Annotated in this window: 14 protein-coding genes; 4 read left to right on the top strand and 10 right to left on the bottom strand. The window is 48.0% G+C overall.

Going from position 1 to position 18,015, the window contains the following annotated elements; translation table 11 throughout:
• Positions 1–3: 3 nt before the first annotated feature.
• From WBG78_RS15140 to WBG78_RS15130, 3 genes are all read right to left on the bottom strand, one after another.
• Positions 4–2,643 (bottom strand): MGH1-like glycoside hydrolase domain-containing protein, encoded by a 2,640-nt coding sequence (locus WBG78_RS15140; RefSeq protein WP_337327289.1) that lies wholly within the window; start codon positions 2,641–2,643, stop codon positions 4–6.
• Between the two features lie 159 nt (positions 2,644–2,802).
• Positions 2,803–4,116, bottom strand: a complete 1,314-nt coding sequence (locus WBG78_RS15135) for a Gfo/Idh/MocA family protein (RefSeq protein ID WP_337327288.1) — start codon at positions 4,114–4,116, stop codon at positions 2,803–2,805.
• A 5-nt stretch (positions 4,117–4,121) separates the two neighbouring features.
• Complete coding sequence (locus WBG78_RS15130) at positions 4,122–6,860, bottom strand: family 78 glycoside hydrolase catalytic domain (protein WP_337327287.1); 2,739 nt, start codon at positions 6,858–6,860, stop codon at positions 4,122–4,124.
• A gap of 127 nt (positions 6,861–6,987) precedes the next feature.
• On the opposite strand from WBG78_RS15130, the gene WBG78_RS15125 reads away from it, so the two are divergent.
• Positions 6,988–7,713: a 6-phosphogluconolactonase gene (locus tag WBG78_RS15125; RefSeq protein WP_337327286.1), complete on the top strand. Its 726-nt coding sequence runs from the start codon at positions 6,988–6,990 to the stop codon at positions 7,711–7,713.
• Between the two features lie 19 nt (positions 7,714–7,732).
• Here WBG78_RS15125 and WBG78_RS15120 read toward each other — a convergent pair whose 3' ends face one another.
• Positions 7,733–9,007: a TIM barrel protein gene (locus tag WBG78_RS15120; RefSeq protein ID WP_337327285.1), complete on the bottom strand. Its 1,275-nt coding sequence runs from the start codon at positions 9,005–9,007 to the stop codon at positions 7,733–7,735.
• Between the two features lie 225 nt (positions 9,008–9,232).
• Between WBG78_RS15120 and WBG78_RS15115 the strand changes: the two genes are divergently transcribed.
• Complete coding sequence (locus WBG78_RS15115; protein WP_337327284.1) at positions 9,233–10,606, top strand: FGGY-family carbohydrate kinase; 1,374 nt, start codon at positions 9,233–9,235, stop codon at positions 10,604–10,606.
• On the opposite strand, the gene tnpA is transcribed toward WBG78_RS15115, so the two are convergent.
• Positions 10,597–11,076, bottom strand: a complete 480-nt coding sequence (gene tnpA, locus WBG78_RS15110; RefSeq protein WP_337327283.1) for an IS200/IS605 family transposase — start codon at positions 11,074–11,076, stop codon at positions 10,597–10,599. The two genes, WBG78_RS15115 and tnpA, sit on opposite strands and share 10 nt — an antisense overlap.
• 104 nt (positions 11,077–11,180) lie before the next feature.
• On the opposite strand from tnpA, the gene WBG78_RS15105 reads away from it, so the two are divergent.
• Both WBG78_RS15105 and WBG78_RS15100 read left to right on the top strand, forming a co-directional pair.
• Complete coding sequence (locus WBG78_RS15105; protein ID WP_337327282.1) at positions 11,181–12,623, top strand: alpha-amylase family glycosyl hydrolase; 1,443 nt, start codon at positions 11,181–11,183, stop codon at positions 12,621–12,623.
• A gap of 37 nt (positions 12,624–12,660) precedes the next feature.
• A complete protein-coding gene (locus WBG78_RS15100; RefSeq protein WP_337327281.1) occupies positions 12,661–13,542 on the top strand; it encodes a ThuA domain-containing protein in 882 nt (293 codons plus the stop codon).
• Between the two features lie 41 nt (positions 13,543–13,583).
• Here WBG78_RS15100 and WBG78_RS15095 read toward each other — a convergent pair whose 3' ends face one another.
• From WBG78_RS15095 to araA, 5 genes are all read right to left on the bottom strand, one after another.
• Entirely contained in the window at positions 13,584–14,372 is a 789-nt protein-coding gene (locus tag WBG78_RS15095; RefSeq protein WP_337327280.1) for an SDR family oxidoreductase, read from the bottom strand.
• Between the two features lie 56 nt (positions 14,373–14,428).
• Positions 14,429–15,259, bottom strand: coding sequence for an amidohydrolase family protein (locus WBG78_RS15090; protein WP_337327279.1), 831 nt, complete (start codon positions 15,257–15,259; stop codon positions 14,429–14,431).
• A 9-nt stretch (positions 15,260–15,268) separates the two neighbouring features.
• Positions 15,269–15,598, bottom strand: coding sequence for an L-rhamnose mutarotase (locus tag WBG78_RS15085; RefSeq protein WP_337327278.1), 330 nt, complete (start codon positions 15,596–15,598; stop codon positions 15,269–15,271).
• A gap of 119 nt (positions 15,599–15,717) precedes the next feature.
• Positions 15,718–16,407 carry an NUDIX hydrolase gene (locus tag WBG78_RS15080; protein WP_337327277.1) on the bottom strand — a complete coding sequence of 230 codons (690 nt, stop codon included), beginning with the start codon at positions 16,405–16,407 and terminating at the stop codon, positions 15,718–15,720.
• An 84-nt stretch (positions 16,408–16,491) separates the two neighbouring features.
• Positions 16,492–17,994: an L-arabinose isomerase gene (gene araA, locus WBG78_RS15075; RefSeq protein WP_337327276.1), complete on the bottom strand. Its 1,503-nt coding sequence runs from the start codon at positions 17,992–17,994 to the stop codon at positions 16,492–16,494.
• Positions 17,995–18,015: the final 21 nt, after the last annotated feature.

Here is an 18,015-nt window from a genome sequence, read left to right as displayed (position 1 = left end):
CTTTTACATGGGTTCGGATGAAGCACCTTTGACTAACCTGCGTCGAGGTTGAATCAGCTTGGCCACTATTCCCGTCCAACCGGTTTGATGCGTTGCTCCCACACCCCTGCCGTTGTCTCCATGAAAATATTCATTGAATAGAATATAGTTTTGGAACTGGGGATCCACCTGAAGTTTTTCATTCTCGCCGAATATGGGTCGTCTTCCCTTGGAATCTTTCTTGAACAAACTGATCATTCGACGGGAAAGATCATCCGCTACCTGCCGAAGTGTAAGCATGCGACCCGAGCCTGTTGGATGTTCGATTTTGAAATCATCACCATAGTAATGATGAAAGCGTTGAAGGGATTCGATCAGCAGGTAGTTAACAGGAAACCATATTGGACCGCGCCAGTTGGAGTTACCGCCAAACAAAGTGGTATCACTTTCAGCGGGCGTATATTGCACCGTAAACTCAAAGCCGTTGACGACCATCTTATAAGGATGTTCCAAATGATATCTTGAAAGAGCCCTTATTCCATATGGTGACAGGAACTCGTTTTCATCAAGCATACGACGCAGCAACATCTTCATGCGGTGTCCGCGCAGCAGCGACAGCAAATGCCGTTCACCTCGTCCCCGCTCCTGCCAGCGTGAGATAAGATTAGCGAGGTCGGGACGATTATCCAGGAACCAGCGCAGTCTTTCCGTAAATTGAGGCATTGATCTGAACAACTCTTCGTCCAGAACTTCGACTGCAAACAAAGGTACAAGGCCGACCATTGAGCGAATGCGCATAACCGTCCGCTCATTGTCGGGTGTATGTAAGACGTCGTAAAAAAATTCGTCGTGTTCATCCCAAAGATCGAGGGCCTCGTTTGACATTGCTCCGGCGATATAGAGGAAATGTTCGAAGAACTTTGTCGCCAGGCTCTGATAGATTGGATTCTCACCTGCCAACTCAAGGGATATGCGCAGCATGTTCAACGTGAACATGGCCATCCAGCTTGTTCCGTCAGCCTGCTCAATGTATCCACCGGTAGGTAACTGGGCGCTGCGGTCGAACACCCCAATGTTATCCATCCCCAGGAACCCACCCTGAAAGATGTTGTTTCCGTTCATGTCCTTCCGGTTGACCCACCAGGTAAAATTGAGCAACAGTTTATGGAATACTCCCTCCAGAAATGCCCTGTCTGGCTTACCGTCCTGAAGTTGTTCATCGATCTTATACACACGCCATGTAGCCCAGGCGTGAACAGGAGGATTCACGTCGCTGAATGCCCATTCATACGCCGGAAGTTGTCCATTCGGGTGCATGTACCACTCTTTCGTCAGCATGATAAGCTGGCGTTTGGCAAACTCCGGATCAACCATTGCGAGTGGTATGGTATGAAACGCGAGGTCCCACGCCGCATACCATGGGTACTCCCATTTGTCCGGCATTGAAATCACATCGGCATTGTTCAAATGTAGCCACTCGTGATTACGTCCCCACTTCCGGTTTGGAGCAGGTTGTCCCGGATCGCCCTTCACCCATTTGCTAACATCAAAATTGTAGAACTGTTTGCTCCATAGCATTCCTGCTATTGCCTGACGCTGAATATCCCGCTCATCAGCATCAGAAATCGACTCCTGCATGTCGGTGTAAAACTCATCGCATTCGTTACTGCGTTTAGCGATGATCGCGTCGAAGTCTGCAAACGGCTGATGCAGATATGATGATGACAATCTTAGTTTGAATTCACGAGTCTCGCCGGGACGGACAGATGTCTTATATTGATATGCAGCCTTTGTGCCGTGGCTTATTGCATTAACGGCCGAAATTTTTCCGTCGACGATAAAATCATTGATCCCGTCTTTGAAGAACCCCGTGCCTCCGAAATTAAAGAGCTTCGGACCATTTGTCTCGTTCTCACAGAACAAAGCCTGGGGTTCTCCTTCTGCATAGTAATAGTATTTACCGACGTCGCGATGCTGTGCCCGGATACATCCTTTATTGTCCAGGAAGAGTTCAGGCTTATAATTATCATATCCCCAGGACCACGTATTGCGAAACCAAATTTGAGGAATAACATGAAGGTTGGCTGCCAGTGGCCCTCGATTCACAACACTCACTTTTACGAGCAAGTCGGTTGTATCAACCTTTGCGTAAGTAATGAAAACATCGAAGTAACGGTCCTCATCAAAGACCCCTGCATCCATTAATTCATATTCTGGTTCTTTCTTTCCCCTCTTCTTGTTCTCCTCTACAAGCTTCTTATATGGAAACTCACTTTGAGGATACTTGTAGAGCATCTGCATGTACGAGTGGGTTGGCGTGCCATCGAGATAGTAGTATTGCTCTTTGCAATCTTCGCCATGGTTGCCTTCAGGGCCTGTCAGTCCAAATAGTCTTTCCTTCAGAATAGGATCTTTACCATTCCACAATGCTAACCCCAGACAGAGCAATTGCTTGTCGTCGCTGAATCCAGCCATTCCGTCCTCGCCCCACCGGTAAGCGCGGCTCCTTGAGGCCTCGTGAGTCACATACTCCCAGGCGTTACCGTATTCACTGTAATCCTCGCGTACTGTGCCCCATTGCCGTTCGGCCAGATAGGGACCGAATTTTCTCCAGTCCTTTTTTTTGTCCCGGTCCTCGAATAGTCTTTTCTTCTCCTCTGTCATCTTAACTTATGCTTGGAATGAACATCCGTGCAAGCTAACAGTTATGACAAATCTAATGTTACTATCGGTCTATGTTATTCTTTCCCCGTTGAAGATATAACTCGTTTCCTTCTATCTGAAAGTACCTGTCATTCCGATGGCAGGCTGATGCAACCAAGGTCAGCGAACCGGAAGTTTCCAGGGCTTACGGTAAGACGGCGTTATCAAATCAGTGGCTTTCTGATTCGATATAAATTGTCTTGATGCGCGATCCCATTGAAGTTTGTCGCCGGTCCGATAGGCAATGTTTCCCATATGCGCCAGTGTTGCGGCATTCCTGCCGGTTTCAACATCACAGATCGGCAATGCCCGGGTACGAACAGATTCGATAAAGTTGGTTACGTGCTTGATGTGATCAGAGCGATCAGCCGGCTGCAGAGCAATGCTCTCTGTTTTCGGCTTCCCATTTTCAATTTCCGGTATAAGCTCCCAGCCTTCCCGGTTCACAACAATTGTACCGTCGTTTCCAATGAATGCCACCCCGTATCCGCGACCATAGTATCCCGAATGAAGTCCACCCAGGTGTTCCCATTCGATATGCAGATCTTCATAGCCATACAATACAGTCTGTGTATCGGCTGTTTCGATCTGATTACCTTTGTAAGCATAGATCCCCCCAACAGACTGAATTGTATCAGGCATCTTTTCATTCACAGCCCAGAGCGCGATGTCAAGCAAATGAACACCCCAGTCTGTAAGCAAGCCTCCACCATAGTCCCAGCTGAAGCGCCAGTTCCCATGAAACCTCCCTGTATTGAAAGGACGTTGAGGTGCCGGCCCGAGCCAGAGGTCATAGTCGACACCGGTTGGCGCGGCGCTATCGGGAACACGCGGCGACGTTCTGCCATATTCAAAGAAACCCCAGGCCTTGATCTTTCTAAGTTGGCCCACGCGACCTGCTTTAACAAGTTCAATGATCTGCTGCCAGTGGCTTCCACTGCGTTGTTGTTGTCCAACCTGAACAATTCGTTTGAACTTGCGCGCAGCATTCAGCATCACGTCGCATTCATAAATCGAGTTTGCCAGTGGCTTCTCTACATATACGTCCTTACCCGCCTCACATGCGTAGACTGTTGGAAGGCAATGCCAGTGATCGGGAGTGCCGACAATAACAACATCGATATCTTTATCGTCGATAATGCGTCTGAAGTCTTTGATCAGCTTAGGTTGCCTGCCTGTAATTTTTGCGACATCGGCAGCGCGTCTGTTCAAAACAGACTCATCCACATCACACAGCGCAACGCACTCAACGTTTGGAATCTTTAAATGATCCTGCAGGTTATAAAAGCCCATTCCGTTGCATCCTATCAACGCAACGTTGATGCGATCGGCGACACTTCTGATGGATTGGCCCCTCACAACGCGGGGAGCGAGCATGGCTGTCGCCATTAGCGCAGCACTCTTTTGCAGGAACGACCTTCGTGTTGGTCTCATAGTAACTATTGATAAGTTGACTCCAGCGAATAGCTTCCAGATCCCAGGCGCACCACCTCATATGTACCCTGTTTATGAGACTCGCCAATAGGGACACCGTTGCTTTCGCGCAGTCCTCCGTTTGATGGCACCCATACTTCAGCCTCTGTATTAACAGGGATGGTCACCTTCATTTCAAATTTTCCGTTGTCCTTCTTCCACTCAGTAGCAATTGGCCCATAGACCGAACGATATGATCCCTGAGCCCACTGAAGGTCAGCCACGGGTTGAGGTTTGATCACGATCTTCCTGAATCCAGGCGCTGCCGCATTTATCCCGAGAATTGACCGATAAAACCATTCATCTATAGAGCCAAACATTGGATGGTTCTGTGATCCGGCATTGTCGGGATACTGATATGATTCCCACAATGTTGTGGCACCATTCTCAAGCATGTAACCCCAGCTGGGATAATCGCGATGATTGGCAACTGCGTAAGCCCAATCGTTTTTGTCAAGTTCGCGAAGTACGTCGAACATCATTTTCACACCGAAGATGCCGGAAGCCACATGCCAGTTGTGGCGTTCAAACTCCTGTTTCAGTACATCGATCGTCTTCTCCTTTTCAGGTGTTAATCCATACCACAATGCAAACACCTGAGCAGACTGTGTAGCATTGTCAAATCTGCCCGTGCCAGGTACATGATACTTTGTTATGATGCGCTCCCTGATATCATGAGCAAGCTTCGCGTATTTTACCGAGTCGTCGGCTTTGTCGAGGATGCCGGCAAACTCCGCAGCCAGCAAGGCATGATGGTAGTAGAAAGCGCAGGCACTGAACGCTTCGGCCTTGGGATCCAGTGTTTCGTGATCTCCGATATCCCAATGGTAGAGACCTTCAACGGTATGGCTGGTGAGAAATTCCATTTGCTTTGAAATGCCAGGGTAGTTCGCTTCGATGATACTCCGATCTCCGTAGAAATCGTAGAGTTGCTTTTGCAGATAAATGAATCCCAGTTGCCAGCCAAGCGGCCCGGATTCACCACCAACGCCCCGGTCATGAATTCCGGTGTATGGGGCAATCTCGGTGATACCTCCATCAGGCTGTTGCTCGTTGGCGAAGTCCCGAACTGCCTTCCTGTAAAACGTTGTCATGTCATAATTGTACAGAAATGCGTTAGCGGTCACCACCATGTCGGCGCCGTAACCCATCTTTTCGCGTCCGGGGCAATCAGATTGTACACTGAAGACGTTGCTTAAGAATGTCCATCGGATGGCCTGATGCAATTTGTTGAACATAGGATTTGAACAGGCAAATTCTCCGACCCTCTCCAGGTCCGAATTCATGCGCAGTCCCTCAATGTCTTTCAGCGTTGGCGTGCCTGGCCAGCCCGTGATTTCGATGAATCGAAATCCGTGAAATGTAAAAGACGGATTCCACGTTTCGACACCATGTCCGGAAAGTGTGTATTCGTCCTGCTGCCACGCGGTTGGAGGTGCTCCAGGCCCTCCGCTGAGTTTCCACATCTCTTTGATGTGTCCGACGACGGTGGTTAGATAATTCAGTGATCCATCGGGGTGCAACGCCTCGCCGTAACGCAGTTTGACTAAGGTACCGGACTTTCCTTTCACCCGTATGCGGGCGACGCCGGCAAAGTTCTGTCCCATGTCGACGATAAAGACGCCGGGTTGAATCATCGTAATCTTTTCGGGCTTCACTACGGTAGTTACGCGTATTGGTGGTTGCATCTGGGCGTGCATTTCACCGGAGGGTCCATCGCATAGCCTGGTAGTTGTCCAACCTTTTCCCGACGCATTCCTGTTCCAACCTGACACTGCCAGACGCGCATCATAACATTCACCCAGATAGACGTTATTCTTCACAATGGGTCCTGGAGCAGTCATCCAGGATTCGTCGGTGGCAATGATGGCCTCCGTGCCGTCCGTATATCGAATACGTAAATCTGCTTTCAGGCATGGCCTGCCTGTCTGTTGTACATCCCGAAGATTAAATCTGCCAAACAGCCGGAGCGGCAAGGCGTTCCACCATCCGTTCCCCAAACGTACAGCCACTACGTTGCTACCTTGCTTAACAAGAGAAGTCACGTCGTGAACCACATACAGCACTTCTTTTTTATATGTCGTCCAACCCGGATCCAGCATGTGATCCGACACCCGCTTGCCGTTTACGAACGTCTCTTCATAACCGACTCCGGAGATATAAAGCCTTGCCGCTTCAATTCTCTTATTCAGGGAGAACGCCTTTCGAAAAAGCGGCATTCTGTCATCGTTGTAAAACTCCTCGTCACGGGTAAATTGTTTTGATCCATCACCTATCCACTTGCCTTTCCATTCGTTTTGGTTGAGCATGGCCGTTTCAAACCAGGCTGTTTCGCTGAACTCAGATGCCACATCGTTCTTATCGAATATCCTGACTGCCCAATAGTAGCGGGTGAAAGATTTCAGCGCAGGTCCGGAATATACTATTTGAACCGATGCCGATGTTTTCACCTTGCCACTGGACCATACCGTTCCCTTTCCAGATTTAGCGTCTTCCTCCGACTGGCTGACAATTATTTCATATGCTGTCTGTAACTGCTGCCGTTCTTCTGATTGGGCCTGCCAGCCCAACCGTGGTACAGCAACATCAATACCCAGAGGATTGCTTGAGTATTCGCACGATAAATGAACGGGAACGATACCTGCTATTGCCGATGTGTACAGGAGCACTGTACCTAACAACATGCTGAATGTATTTTTTTTCACAGAATGGTGATTTTCATATAAAAATGGCCCTAATATTACTGTGACAATTTCATGTGCTATCCTGCCCAATCCGGCACGAGAAGAAGTGTGCGGTGCGGTGCTTTTAGCACATTAATGCAGCACTGGTATGAACTTAAGAATATTAAGCGACTATTCAACGCTTTCGAGAACCACAGCAGATCTCATTGCTACCTATCTCAAGGCAAAACCAAAATCAATTATCTGTCTGGCATCCGGACATTCGCCGAGGGGAGTGTTTGAATATCTTGTGAGTGATGTTGTATCCAAACGGCTAACTCTTGATGAGTGTACGTTTGTCAGTCTGGATGAATGGCTGGGCATTCCGGCATCACAGGCGGGATCCTGTCGCGACATGATGGACAAGGACCTTTTTAAACCACTGGGAATACCCCCATCGCGAATTGTTTTTTTTAATGGAATGGCAGCCGATCCACAGCGGGAGGTCGATGTCATTAACGAAGTGATTGACCGTGCGGGTGGCCTTGATATTATGCTGGTTGGCGTCGGCACAAATGGTCACATTGCAATGAATGAACCCGGTACTCCCTTCGACATCAGGGCGCACATTAGTACGCTAACGGAAGAAACTCAACGCGTGGGTCAAAAATACTTTGAAAAGAATACTGCGTTGAGCCAGGGCCTTACGCTTGGATTGGGGCACTTCAGGGAAGCCAAACTTCCCATATTAATTGCCGCCGGTCAAACTAAACAAAGTATCATGAAGAGAGTACTAACGTCTGCCCCTGCAGAACATTTGCCTGCCAGTGTAGTACATCTCATGCCAGGAGCCTACGTGATGCTGGACCGTGAGGCTTTTCAACTGGACAATTAAGTAATGTAGCAATACCGAATTACAATCCTGTTGCTATTGTTTTTCTTCCGCGCTTAGCGATCAGCTCCGTACGTATACGCTTCGAACGAAACGACTCCAGCGGATTTAATGCACCGCCCTCACGTATGCGCGCCTCCGCGACAATAGGTCGCACGTCTGTTTGAAATGCACGCTGAAGTATCTGCTCACATGCCACTACATCGTTATCGTGCTGTGCCTGTTCCAGTGCGCGAATGTCTACCAGCAGTGCCTTTGCATATGCCGTCCTTATGTTCTCCAGAGATATCATAAGATCTTCGATGGGATCTTTGAGATTGTGACTTGCGTCGATCATATAGGCAACGGGCGGATTCTTTACCAAAGTGTCACTGGCGCCAGTAGCCAGCTCGTGAAAAATCAGGAACAGCTGAAAGGGCTTGATAGCACCCGTTGTCAGATCATCGTCTCCGTACTGAGATCCATTAAAATGAAATCCTCCCAGTCTGCCAATATGCAATAGCCTTGCTACGATTTGTTCAATATTGGTGTTCGGAAGATGATGTCCGAGGTCAACCAGTACGTGGGCGCGATCGCCACATCCTTTGCAAAGTTCATGTGATGTTCCCCAGTCTGGTATCACCATCGAATAGAAGCTCGGCTCATAAGGCTTGTATTCAACTAACATCGTCCAATCTGCCGGCATTGCCTTATAAATTTGTTCAAGAGATTTCTGTGTGCGTGCAAATGCCCGGCGAAAGTTATGCTGTCCTGGAAAATTCGATCCATCAGCCAGCCATACCGTTAGAACTTTACTGCCAAGGCTCTTACCATGTTCAATAACTTCGATGTTGTGCTGAATGGCCTGGTTCCTCACGGGGTCGCTGGTGTGACAAAGGGATCCAAACTTATAGGACAACGGCTGCCCTGCCTGGTCCTGAAAAGTATTTGAATTGACCGAATCGATAACGAGTCCGCGTGCATGGAGCATTTGTTGTATTGCCGCCACATCCTTCGGAATGTCCCACGGAATGTGAAGTGACACAGAGTTGGTTGCACGCGTCAGGTTTCGGATGATACCTACGTCTTCTATCTTTTCTTCGAGCGAGCGCGGTTCTCCGCCCTCCGGAAATCGGCCAAAGCGCGTGCCTCCTGTGCCCAATGCCCAACTAGGTATAGCAACCTGCAGCGCCTGTACTGCAGACACCAGATTGGAAAAATTCTGATCAGACAACTCCAGTGCATTCTTTAAGAATTCTAAGCCGGCCACATGTTTCTTATGTTCAACAGGCGACACTTCGTTAACTTCGCTGATCATGGTACAGTGATTTTTGCGGCATTAATTTACCGATTTAATGAGATAAATGATCCTTTGACCGGTTCGGTGAGCATGATATAGCAGGATGGTTATGCAATTGTACACACGCAACTTCCGTGACATTTGGGTTATTTATTGGATGGGTACGGATGACCGCGAACTCTTCCGTATCTCCGTACCCCCTTTCTTTGACAAGTATTTGTTATTATTTACTATTCAACGACCTTGACCCGACAGCCAGCAATCCTCATTTTCGATATTGGAAAAACTGCTAAGAAGGTTCTGATCTTCGATCCCCAGTTCAATGTACTGGAGGAACAGGCAGAAATTTTCCAGGAAATCAGTGACGACGACGGATTTCCGGCCGATGATCTTCCCAGGGTGGCTGCCTGGTTGAGAGACCGGTTTTCATACTACAGGAGTCATCAATCATATTCCATTACACACTGCAATGTATCAGGGTATGGAGCCAGTCTCGTTAATCTGGATGCTCATGGCCAGGCATTGATGCCCTTTTACAATTATCTCAAGGCATTTCCGGCATCTTGCCGCACGCTATTCGAACAATACAACCTGAATAATCAGGTATGCATCGACACGGCTTCCCCCTGGCTCGGCTTGTTAAATTCCGGGCTGCAACTGTTTTGGCTGAAGCATGACAGGCCAGAGTTCTTCAAACGTGTGGCCACCACGTTGCACCTGCCACAGTATTTTGCTTCATTATTAACGGGTACTCTGGCTACTGAAACAACAAGTGTGGGATGTCACACGATGTTGTGGGACTATCAGACCAACGATTATCATGCCTGGGTAAAGAAAGAGAACCTCGATCGGTTATTTCCCCCAATGATCGAAACAACCCACTCTATTTCAAAGCAGGCAGGTACTAATGTTGTTCAACTGGGCGCAGGAGTTCATGACAGCTCAGCGGCGCTGATGCCATATCTGGCGACTCAGCACAACCCTTTCCTTTTGCTGTCGACGGGAACCTGGAACATTTGTTTCAATCCATTTAATGATACGCCACTTAGTGCCAAAGAGCTGGCCTCCGATTGCCTTTGCTATTTGACTTATCAGGGCCGTCCCGTTAAGGCATCACGTATTTTCCTTGGACACGAACACGAAGTGCAGGTGAATGAACTCAACAGGCATTTTAACGTCGGCCCGGATTATTACAAGTCAATCAAGTTTAATCCACAAACTTACGAGTTGCTATCAAACGATGCGTCGCGTCCATTCTATCCCATAGGTATGGAAGGGACAGGCCCTTTACCAGAAAAGTCCCTTCAACACACACGACTGGAGGCATTCACCGACATGGATGAAGCCTATCATCAGTTAATCCGTTATCTCGTAAAATGGCAATTGCTGTCTGTTGATCTTGTAGACCCTGAACGGCGGGTTAAAGATCTGATCGTGGTTGGTGGCTTCACACGCAATGCCGTTTTCCTGGAAACACTGAAAAGATCGATGGCAACCAGAAGCCTTTTGATTTCAGACCATCCGCGTGCAAGTGCATTAGGGGCGGCGTGGCTTGTATGCGGGAAAGCAGGTTATGCCGGCAATGAGCACTTGCTGAGTGTGATGCCTTATAAATGATCTTCCGTTCGTAGCGTGACCTCATCACCGCTACCTGGCAAAGCACCCAGGTTATGAAGAGAAGTAATATGCCTGTGCTCTTCTTCGAATGATTCTCTCAAGTGATGTTCCTTCTGATTCGTGATGTAATCGAATACTTTCTGTACCTGAGATTCGCTTACTGAGAATGCTGTAAAGCCAGGGTGCCAGGCGAATTTCTGAATACTCAATTGATTTTGATTAATCCAGCGCGAGGATTGTCCTTTAAGCTTGCGCATCACATCAACTGGTGACCGTCTCGGATTCAACAAAAACAGCAGATGCACATGGTCGGCCATACCATTAACTATTCTCAAGGTGCAGCCGCATTCCATGAGTACATCGTGGAAAAAGTTCTGCAAGCGGCTTTCCAAAGTATTGGTAATAAGCTGTCGGCCAGCCCGGGTGGCCAGGATGGCGTGGATCCATAATTTTGTTTGTGGTTCTGCCATCAGGTCAGACAGTTATAAAGCGAAGGAATCAATCTATGTAATTTTTTCGAGGCGGCGCAGCGCTTATTCGGTTTTAAACGATATTCGACCTCAACCAGAGAAATATGAGATGCATTAGCCTAACCCTTGCTGCGTCATTGATGGCACTATGCGCGTGTCAACCCAGCCGTCAATCAGACGAAAATTCAGATCTGCTGGCTGATGGAGCTGCGTCGGCATCCGACAGCGCGGGGACATCATTTCCGGAACTTGCAAAGAACATGACGATTTACGAGGTCAACATCCGGCAGCATACAGAGGAAGGCACGTTTAAAGCTTTTCAAAGCGATCTGCCGCGTCTGAAAAAACTTGGTATCGGTATGCTCTGGATCATGCCTGTTCAACCGATAGGTGAAAAAAATCGAAAGGGCACGCGGGGAAGTTACTATTCAATTAAAGACTATACATCGGTCAATCCTGAATTTGGTACACTTGAAGATTTCAAAGCCCTTGTGACAGCAGCACATGAACAGGGATTTAAAGTCATTCTCGATTGGGTCCCCAACCACACCGCCTGGGACCATACCTGGCAGACAGAACATCGTGAGTTCTACATGACCGATAGCGCGGCCGTTGAAGTGGGCAGGACGCTGGGTGTTGCAAAGGACTATTATAAGAAGAAGGGTGTCGGCAATCTGGTTTATGAAGCCGACTGGGATGATATCGCGCTGCTCAATCATTATAATGAGGGGACGCGCAGGGCAATGATCGATGCCATGAAATTCTGGATCACGGACACTGACATCGATGGGTTCCGTGCGGATCATGCCGGTCATGAGATTCCTATGTTCTTTTGGAATGAGGTAATGAATGAATTGAATCCGTTGAAAGATCTTTTCTGGCTGGCCGAATGGGATGAACCGAGAATGCACATGGAGTTCGATGCTACCTACGACTGGAAATTACTTGATTTAACATCGCACGTCGCCAAAGGGAAGGCTACCGCAGAAGATATCCATGAACATATTCGTCGTGATGTTGCGAACTACGGCTCACGGGCATTCCGCCTGAATATGATCAACAATCACGACGAGAACTCGTGGAAGGGCACTGTCAAAGAACGCTACGGAGATGGAGACCGTGCCTTCGCTGTTTTTTCCTTCACTGCCTACGGAACACCGTTGCTTTACAGTGGACAGGAAGTTGGACTCGCAAAGCGACTCAAATTCTTCGATAAGGACACCATTCCAATGAATGATCCTGAAAACTATTATGCCTTCTATCAAAAGTTATGTGGACTGAAAGCCAACGAGCCGGCGATATGGAGCAGCGAATTTGGAAGCTTGCCCGAAAAACTGGAAGATGGCAACGTCCATGTTTTCAGTTTCCGACGACGTCGCGATGGACACGAGTTGATTGGCTTTATTAATATGACGGCAAAACCGCAGGAAGTTGTAGTTCCTGCTTTCGTGCAGGCCATGAAGGATGTTTTCACCGGCAAGTCACTTTCCTCCGGGAAAACGACGCTTCGTCCGTGGGAGTATTATATTTTGACAACAGAACAATAATTAAGAACGGTACTAAACATGCACGTGCATCCATCTCATGATCAGATTTGTTAAGCGTAAGTCAAAAAACTACTACAATATTTCAGGCGTTGCCATTGCTCTGTTAGTGGTTTGCATCACATTCCAATGTGTGGCGCAGGAAAAGTTTAAAGTGATCGGGTTCTATACAGCCTTACACGACCGTGCTCACATTACTTATGTTCACGAGGCCAACAAATGGTTATCTGCTCAGGCAAAGCGTCATCATTTTGTTTATGATTCTACAAACAACTGGGACAACTTAAATGAGGATCTCCTTACGCAATATAAAGTGGTCATTTTTCTGGACACGCGACCTGAAAAAGCTGAACAGCGACAGGCGTTTCAAAAATACATGGAACATGGAGGGGGTTGGATTGGCTGTCACTTCTCTGCCTTCGCGCTGAATGATTCTGACTACGAACAAAATTGGGATTGGTACCACAATACATTTCTTGGTTCCGGAGAATATGGCAGCAACACATGGCGCCCAACGTCTGCAGTCCTGCGTGTAGAGAAGCCTTCTCATCCCGCGATGAAAGGCCTGCCAAAGACATTCAAATCCCAACCCAACGAATGGTATCGTTGGGGAGGTGATCTGAGGAAGAATCCCGACATTGATGTTCTCGTCTCTATCGACGGATCAAGCTTTCCACTGGGGACTGGTCCCAAGCCTCATGAGATATGGCACAGCGGCGACTATCCCGTTGTTTGGACGAATAAGAAATTCCGCATGCTTTATATGAACATGGGGCACAACGACATCGACTACGAAGGGGGAACCAACAAGCAGCTATCATCAACATTTGGAAACGCTTCGCAGGATGCGCTGATGATCAATACACTGCTTTGGCTCGGTGGAAACGGACCAGGTCAAAAAGGCCAGGGACAGGTTAAGTAACCGAACTGTCCCTGCAGGCGATTTCTTCAGTACAAGCGCTGTTATGCGTTTGCAAGGCTTCGGTCCAGGTGTACATAACCTCCATCTACGTGAATAAGCTGACCCGTAGTATGGCTCGACCGTTGTGAGAGCAGGAATGCGGTCATGTTTGCAATTTCTTCAGCAGTGGTCATTCGGTTCCCAAGGGGAATTTTCGATTCGATTTCCGCAAGTTTTCCTTTCGGATCCGGTAGTGTGGCAATCCATTTCTCGTACAGGGGTGTCCAGCATTCTGCTACGATTATTGCATTCACCCGAATGTTGTACTTAAGCAGTTCTACAGCCCACTCACGGGTGAGCGCATTACGGCCGCCGTTTGCCGCCGCGTAGGCGGAAGTATTACCCTGTCCTGTTTCTGCTGTCTTGGAACCTATGTTAACAATGGCACCCTTCGATTCTTTAAGTGCCGGAAGGGCATAGTGCGCCATAAGGTAATAGTGCACAACGTTCTTATGGAGCGAGGCCATGAATGCATCATAAGTACCATGTTCTAGGCCGACACCGTCGTTCACACCGGCGTTATTTACAAGTCCATCGATGCGTCCGTACTTAGCAAGTGCAGCCTTAACTGCCTTTTCGCACTCTGTTGGCTGTGTGAGTTCTGCCTCCACCTGAAACGATTCATGTCCGTCCTTCTTAAGGGCTGACACGAGTCGCTCATTGTCCTCCCGGCTACGACCAACGATTACCGGAATCGCCCCTTCACTACACAATACCTTTACTATACCCTCGCCGATTCCTTTTGCCCCGCCGGTAACGATAATGATTTTCTTTTGAAGACCCAGATCCATAATTAAGGTTTTAAAGGTTGAGAATGAATATTGTGTACCGCGGAATTTGCCAGATTCTAGAGTTTATAAAATCTGGTAGCTACAGTACCAAAAATAAGATCTTGTTCTGATTTCGTATATGAAGCAAAATGATTTCTCACAATGTCAACAACCTGTTGATATTCTGCAGCGATGAGGCACACCGGCCAGTCACTGCCAAACATGAGTCGCTGAACACCGAAGGCCTCCACTACGGCATCGATATACGGCGCAAATTCCTGCTCCTTCCACATTTCCCAATCCGCTTCTGTCACCATACCTGATACTTTACAGGAGACGTTTGGAAAGGCTGCGATAGCCTGCATATCGTTTCGCCACGATTCAATATCACGGTTCCTGATATAAGGTTTAGCCAAATGATCAATCACGAATGGCTGGTCGGGAAAGGCCGCCACAAATTTCTTTACATACTGAAGCTGATCCGGATAAACAAGAATATCATACGTATAGCCAAAGCGTTGCAATTCACCTATTCCGCGCATGAAGGCGGGTCTCAGCATATAATCACGCTGCTTCTCTCCCTGCAGGACATGGCGAAAACCCTTTAGGACTTTGTTATGTGCAAAACCAGCCAGGCGTTCGGAAATGTCGTCAGCTTCGAGATTAATCCAACCAACAATTCCTTTGATGAAATGATATTGCCAGGCCAGCGAAAGCAGGAACTCAGTTTCGGCCTCAGATTGGTCTGTCTGCACAAGTACGCACCCATCGAATCCATTGGCATCAAGTAATGGTTTGAGGTCCTGCGGATAAAAATCGCGCTGAATTCTCTTCATCGAATCGTCAATCCATGCATCGCGAACAGGATCGAACTTCCAGAAATGCTGATGTGCGTCAATACGAGGCATTGGCCCTTGTCAAAGTTCAAATATCTTTTTCATAAGTACCCATTTTTCGCCCGGCTTGGCAAAGGGTAAGGGTTTCTGGTATTTCCATGTTTGCTCCTCCCATTTCTGCACGTTAGGGTCTTCTGCATCGCTTCGCGCTTTATCGTCGAGCGAGAACAAATCCACCGTATCCATGATCATGAACATTCGGTTCCCTGCGCGAAAGATGTCCATTCTGGTTATCCCTGTTCGGGTGATGCTGTCATGGATGTCGGGCGAGATGTTCGTGTGTAATCGCTCGTATTCCTCGATCAATGCCGGATCATCCTGCAGGTCCAGCGCAAAACAATATCGTTTCATGTTCTGTTTTTAAGTCGATTCGAGCTGTGAAAATACGCACCTCAGGCAATTGTTCGATCTTAGGGCAACGATCTTACCAAAAAAAATCAGCGGGTACATGGTGTCCGCGTAAGAAACGGCTAGATGAACTTCATTCCCTCGTGGGCCAATTTGCTATACTTATCGCGATCAAACACATAGTAAAACGCTCCCTTGCGTGACGACTCCTTCTCTTTCTCACTCAGCTTATTGAGAATGCCAAGTGCAAGTATTTTGCGGGTGAAATTACGTTTGTCTATCGGTCCTTCATAAATCGCTTCGTACAGGTTCTGTAGCTGCGGTAGAGTAAACCTTTCAGCAAGCAATTCAAAGCCTATTGGATGGCTGGCAACTTTCTCCTGTAAACGTTCTTTCGCTTTTTTAACCATCTCGGTATGGTCAAATATCAGCGGCGGAATAGCGTGCAGTGGAAACCATCTTGCTTCGTGCTCGCGCTGCATCTGCTCGCTGTAGTCACCAATCTTAATAAGGGCGAAGTATGCTATAGAAACTACTCGGCCGGCTGCGTCGCGATTCACATCGCCAAAGCAATGCAGCTGTTCCATGTAAATATCAGACAGACCGGTTAAGTCATGCAATACTCTTGAAGCTGCATGATCAACGCCTTCGTTCGCGTTTACAAACCCACCCATCAACGACCATTTTCCCATTTCCGGTTCAAACCCTCTGCGGATGAACAATGCCTGAAGTTGTCGACCGTCAAAACCAAAAATGATGCAATCAACTGCGATCAGAATACTGTCGTCGTGATGGTAGCTCGAAATATGCATGAGGGAGGTCGATTACTTGGCAATCGTATAATATTACAAGTTAAAACAAAAACAGAACGTTACATGCATTACGATCGGAAAGCTCTAACCATAAACCACTTCACCAAGGCGAAGCGTGTTCCTGAATGTGTTCAGGTCCGTTCGCGCATCAATCATTACGCATTCCAGTCTCGCCATTTCTGCAAAATCCTGGAGACACTCAGTTGATAGATTTTGGCTATAACATGTGTGATGTGCACCGCCCGCGTAAATCCAGGCTGCACAGCCTGTGAGCATATCCGGCAATGGCTTCCACAATGCTCTGGCGACCGGAAGCTTTGGTAATGGATGAGGCGGCTCAACTGCGTTAACTTCATTCACAATCAGCCTAAAGCGATTTCCGAGGTCTACTAAAGATGCATTTAGGGCCGATCCTGCTCCGGCGTTAAACACCAGCCTTACCGGATCTGATTTGCCCCCTATTCCCAGAGGGTGAATTTCGCAGCTAGGCTTACCGTTGGCGATGGATGGACATATTTCGAGCATGTGTGCACCCAGGACCAGGGGATTGGCCGGATCAAAATGATAAGTATAATCCTCCATAAACGAATTGCCACCCGGCAAACCGGAAGCCATTACTTTCATAGCGCGCACTAGTGCTGCAGTTTTCCAGTCGCCTTCTGCCCCAAATCCGAGGCCCCGGGCCATCATCCTTTGAGAGGGCAAGCCGGGAAGTTGAGACAGTCCATGCAGGTCTTCGAATGTATCCGTGAAGCCATTAAATCCTCCTTCAACTAAAAACTGCGTCATTCCCAATTCAATTTTTGCGGCCTCCCTGAGAGAGGAATGCCGGTCGCCTCCCTTTCGGATCGCTGCCGAAAGAGTATAAAGGTCCTCATATTCCTGAACCAGGGTTTCTACACTGCTCTCCCCGATTTGATTGATGACTGCCACAAGATCGCCAATACCGTAGCCATTTACAGAATATCCAAGGTCCGCTTCGGCGCTTACTTTATCACCATCAGTGACGGACACCTGTCGCATGTTATCGCCGAACCTTGCATAACGAGCGCCCTGCCAGTCATGCCAGCCTGCTGCTGCTCTCAACCATGTGGCTATACGCAATTTCACGTCTGCACTCTGCCAAAAGCCCACGACGACTTTTCTGGGGATACGCATTCTCGTCAGAATGTGCCCGAATTCCCGATCGCCATGCGCGCTCTGGTTGAGATTCATGAAGTCCATGTCAATGGTAGCCCATGGGATATCACGATTGAACTGGGTGTGCAGCTGAAGTAATGGTCTTGTCAGTATTTTCAGTCCGCCGATCCACATTTTTCCTGGAGAAAAGGTATGCATCCAGGCAATGATCCCTATACAGTTGGCAGCTTGATTTGCTTCACGGCAAACACGCAGAATCTCCTCTGGTGTTTTCACTATAGGCTTATACACCACTGAAACAGGAATCGACTTGTCCTGATCAAAGTGCTGTGCAATCTCCTGGGCATGAGCGGCAACCTGTTTCAACGTTTCCTCTCCATACAGGTGCTGGCTACCAGTGACAAACCATACTTCCAGTTTTCGCAAATCCTTTACTATGTTACTCATGCGCTATGAATCCTTAATTTA

This window comes from Chryseolinea sp. T2 (assembly GCF_037203685.1).
Taxonomy (GTDB): domain Bacteria; phylum Bacteroidota; class Bacteroidia; order Cytophagales; family Cyclobacteriaceae; genus Chryseolinea.
The sequence above is the reverse complement of the archived record's forward strand: the minus strand, read 5'-3'. Positions and strand labels throughout refer to the sequence as shown.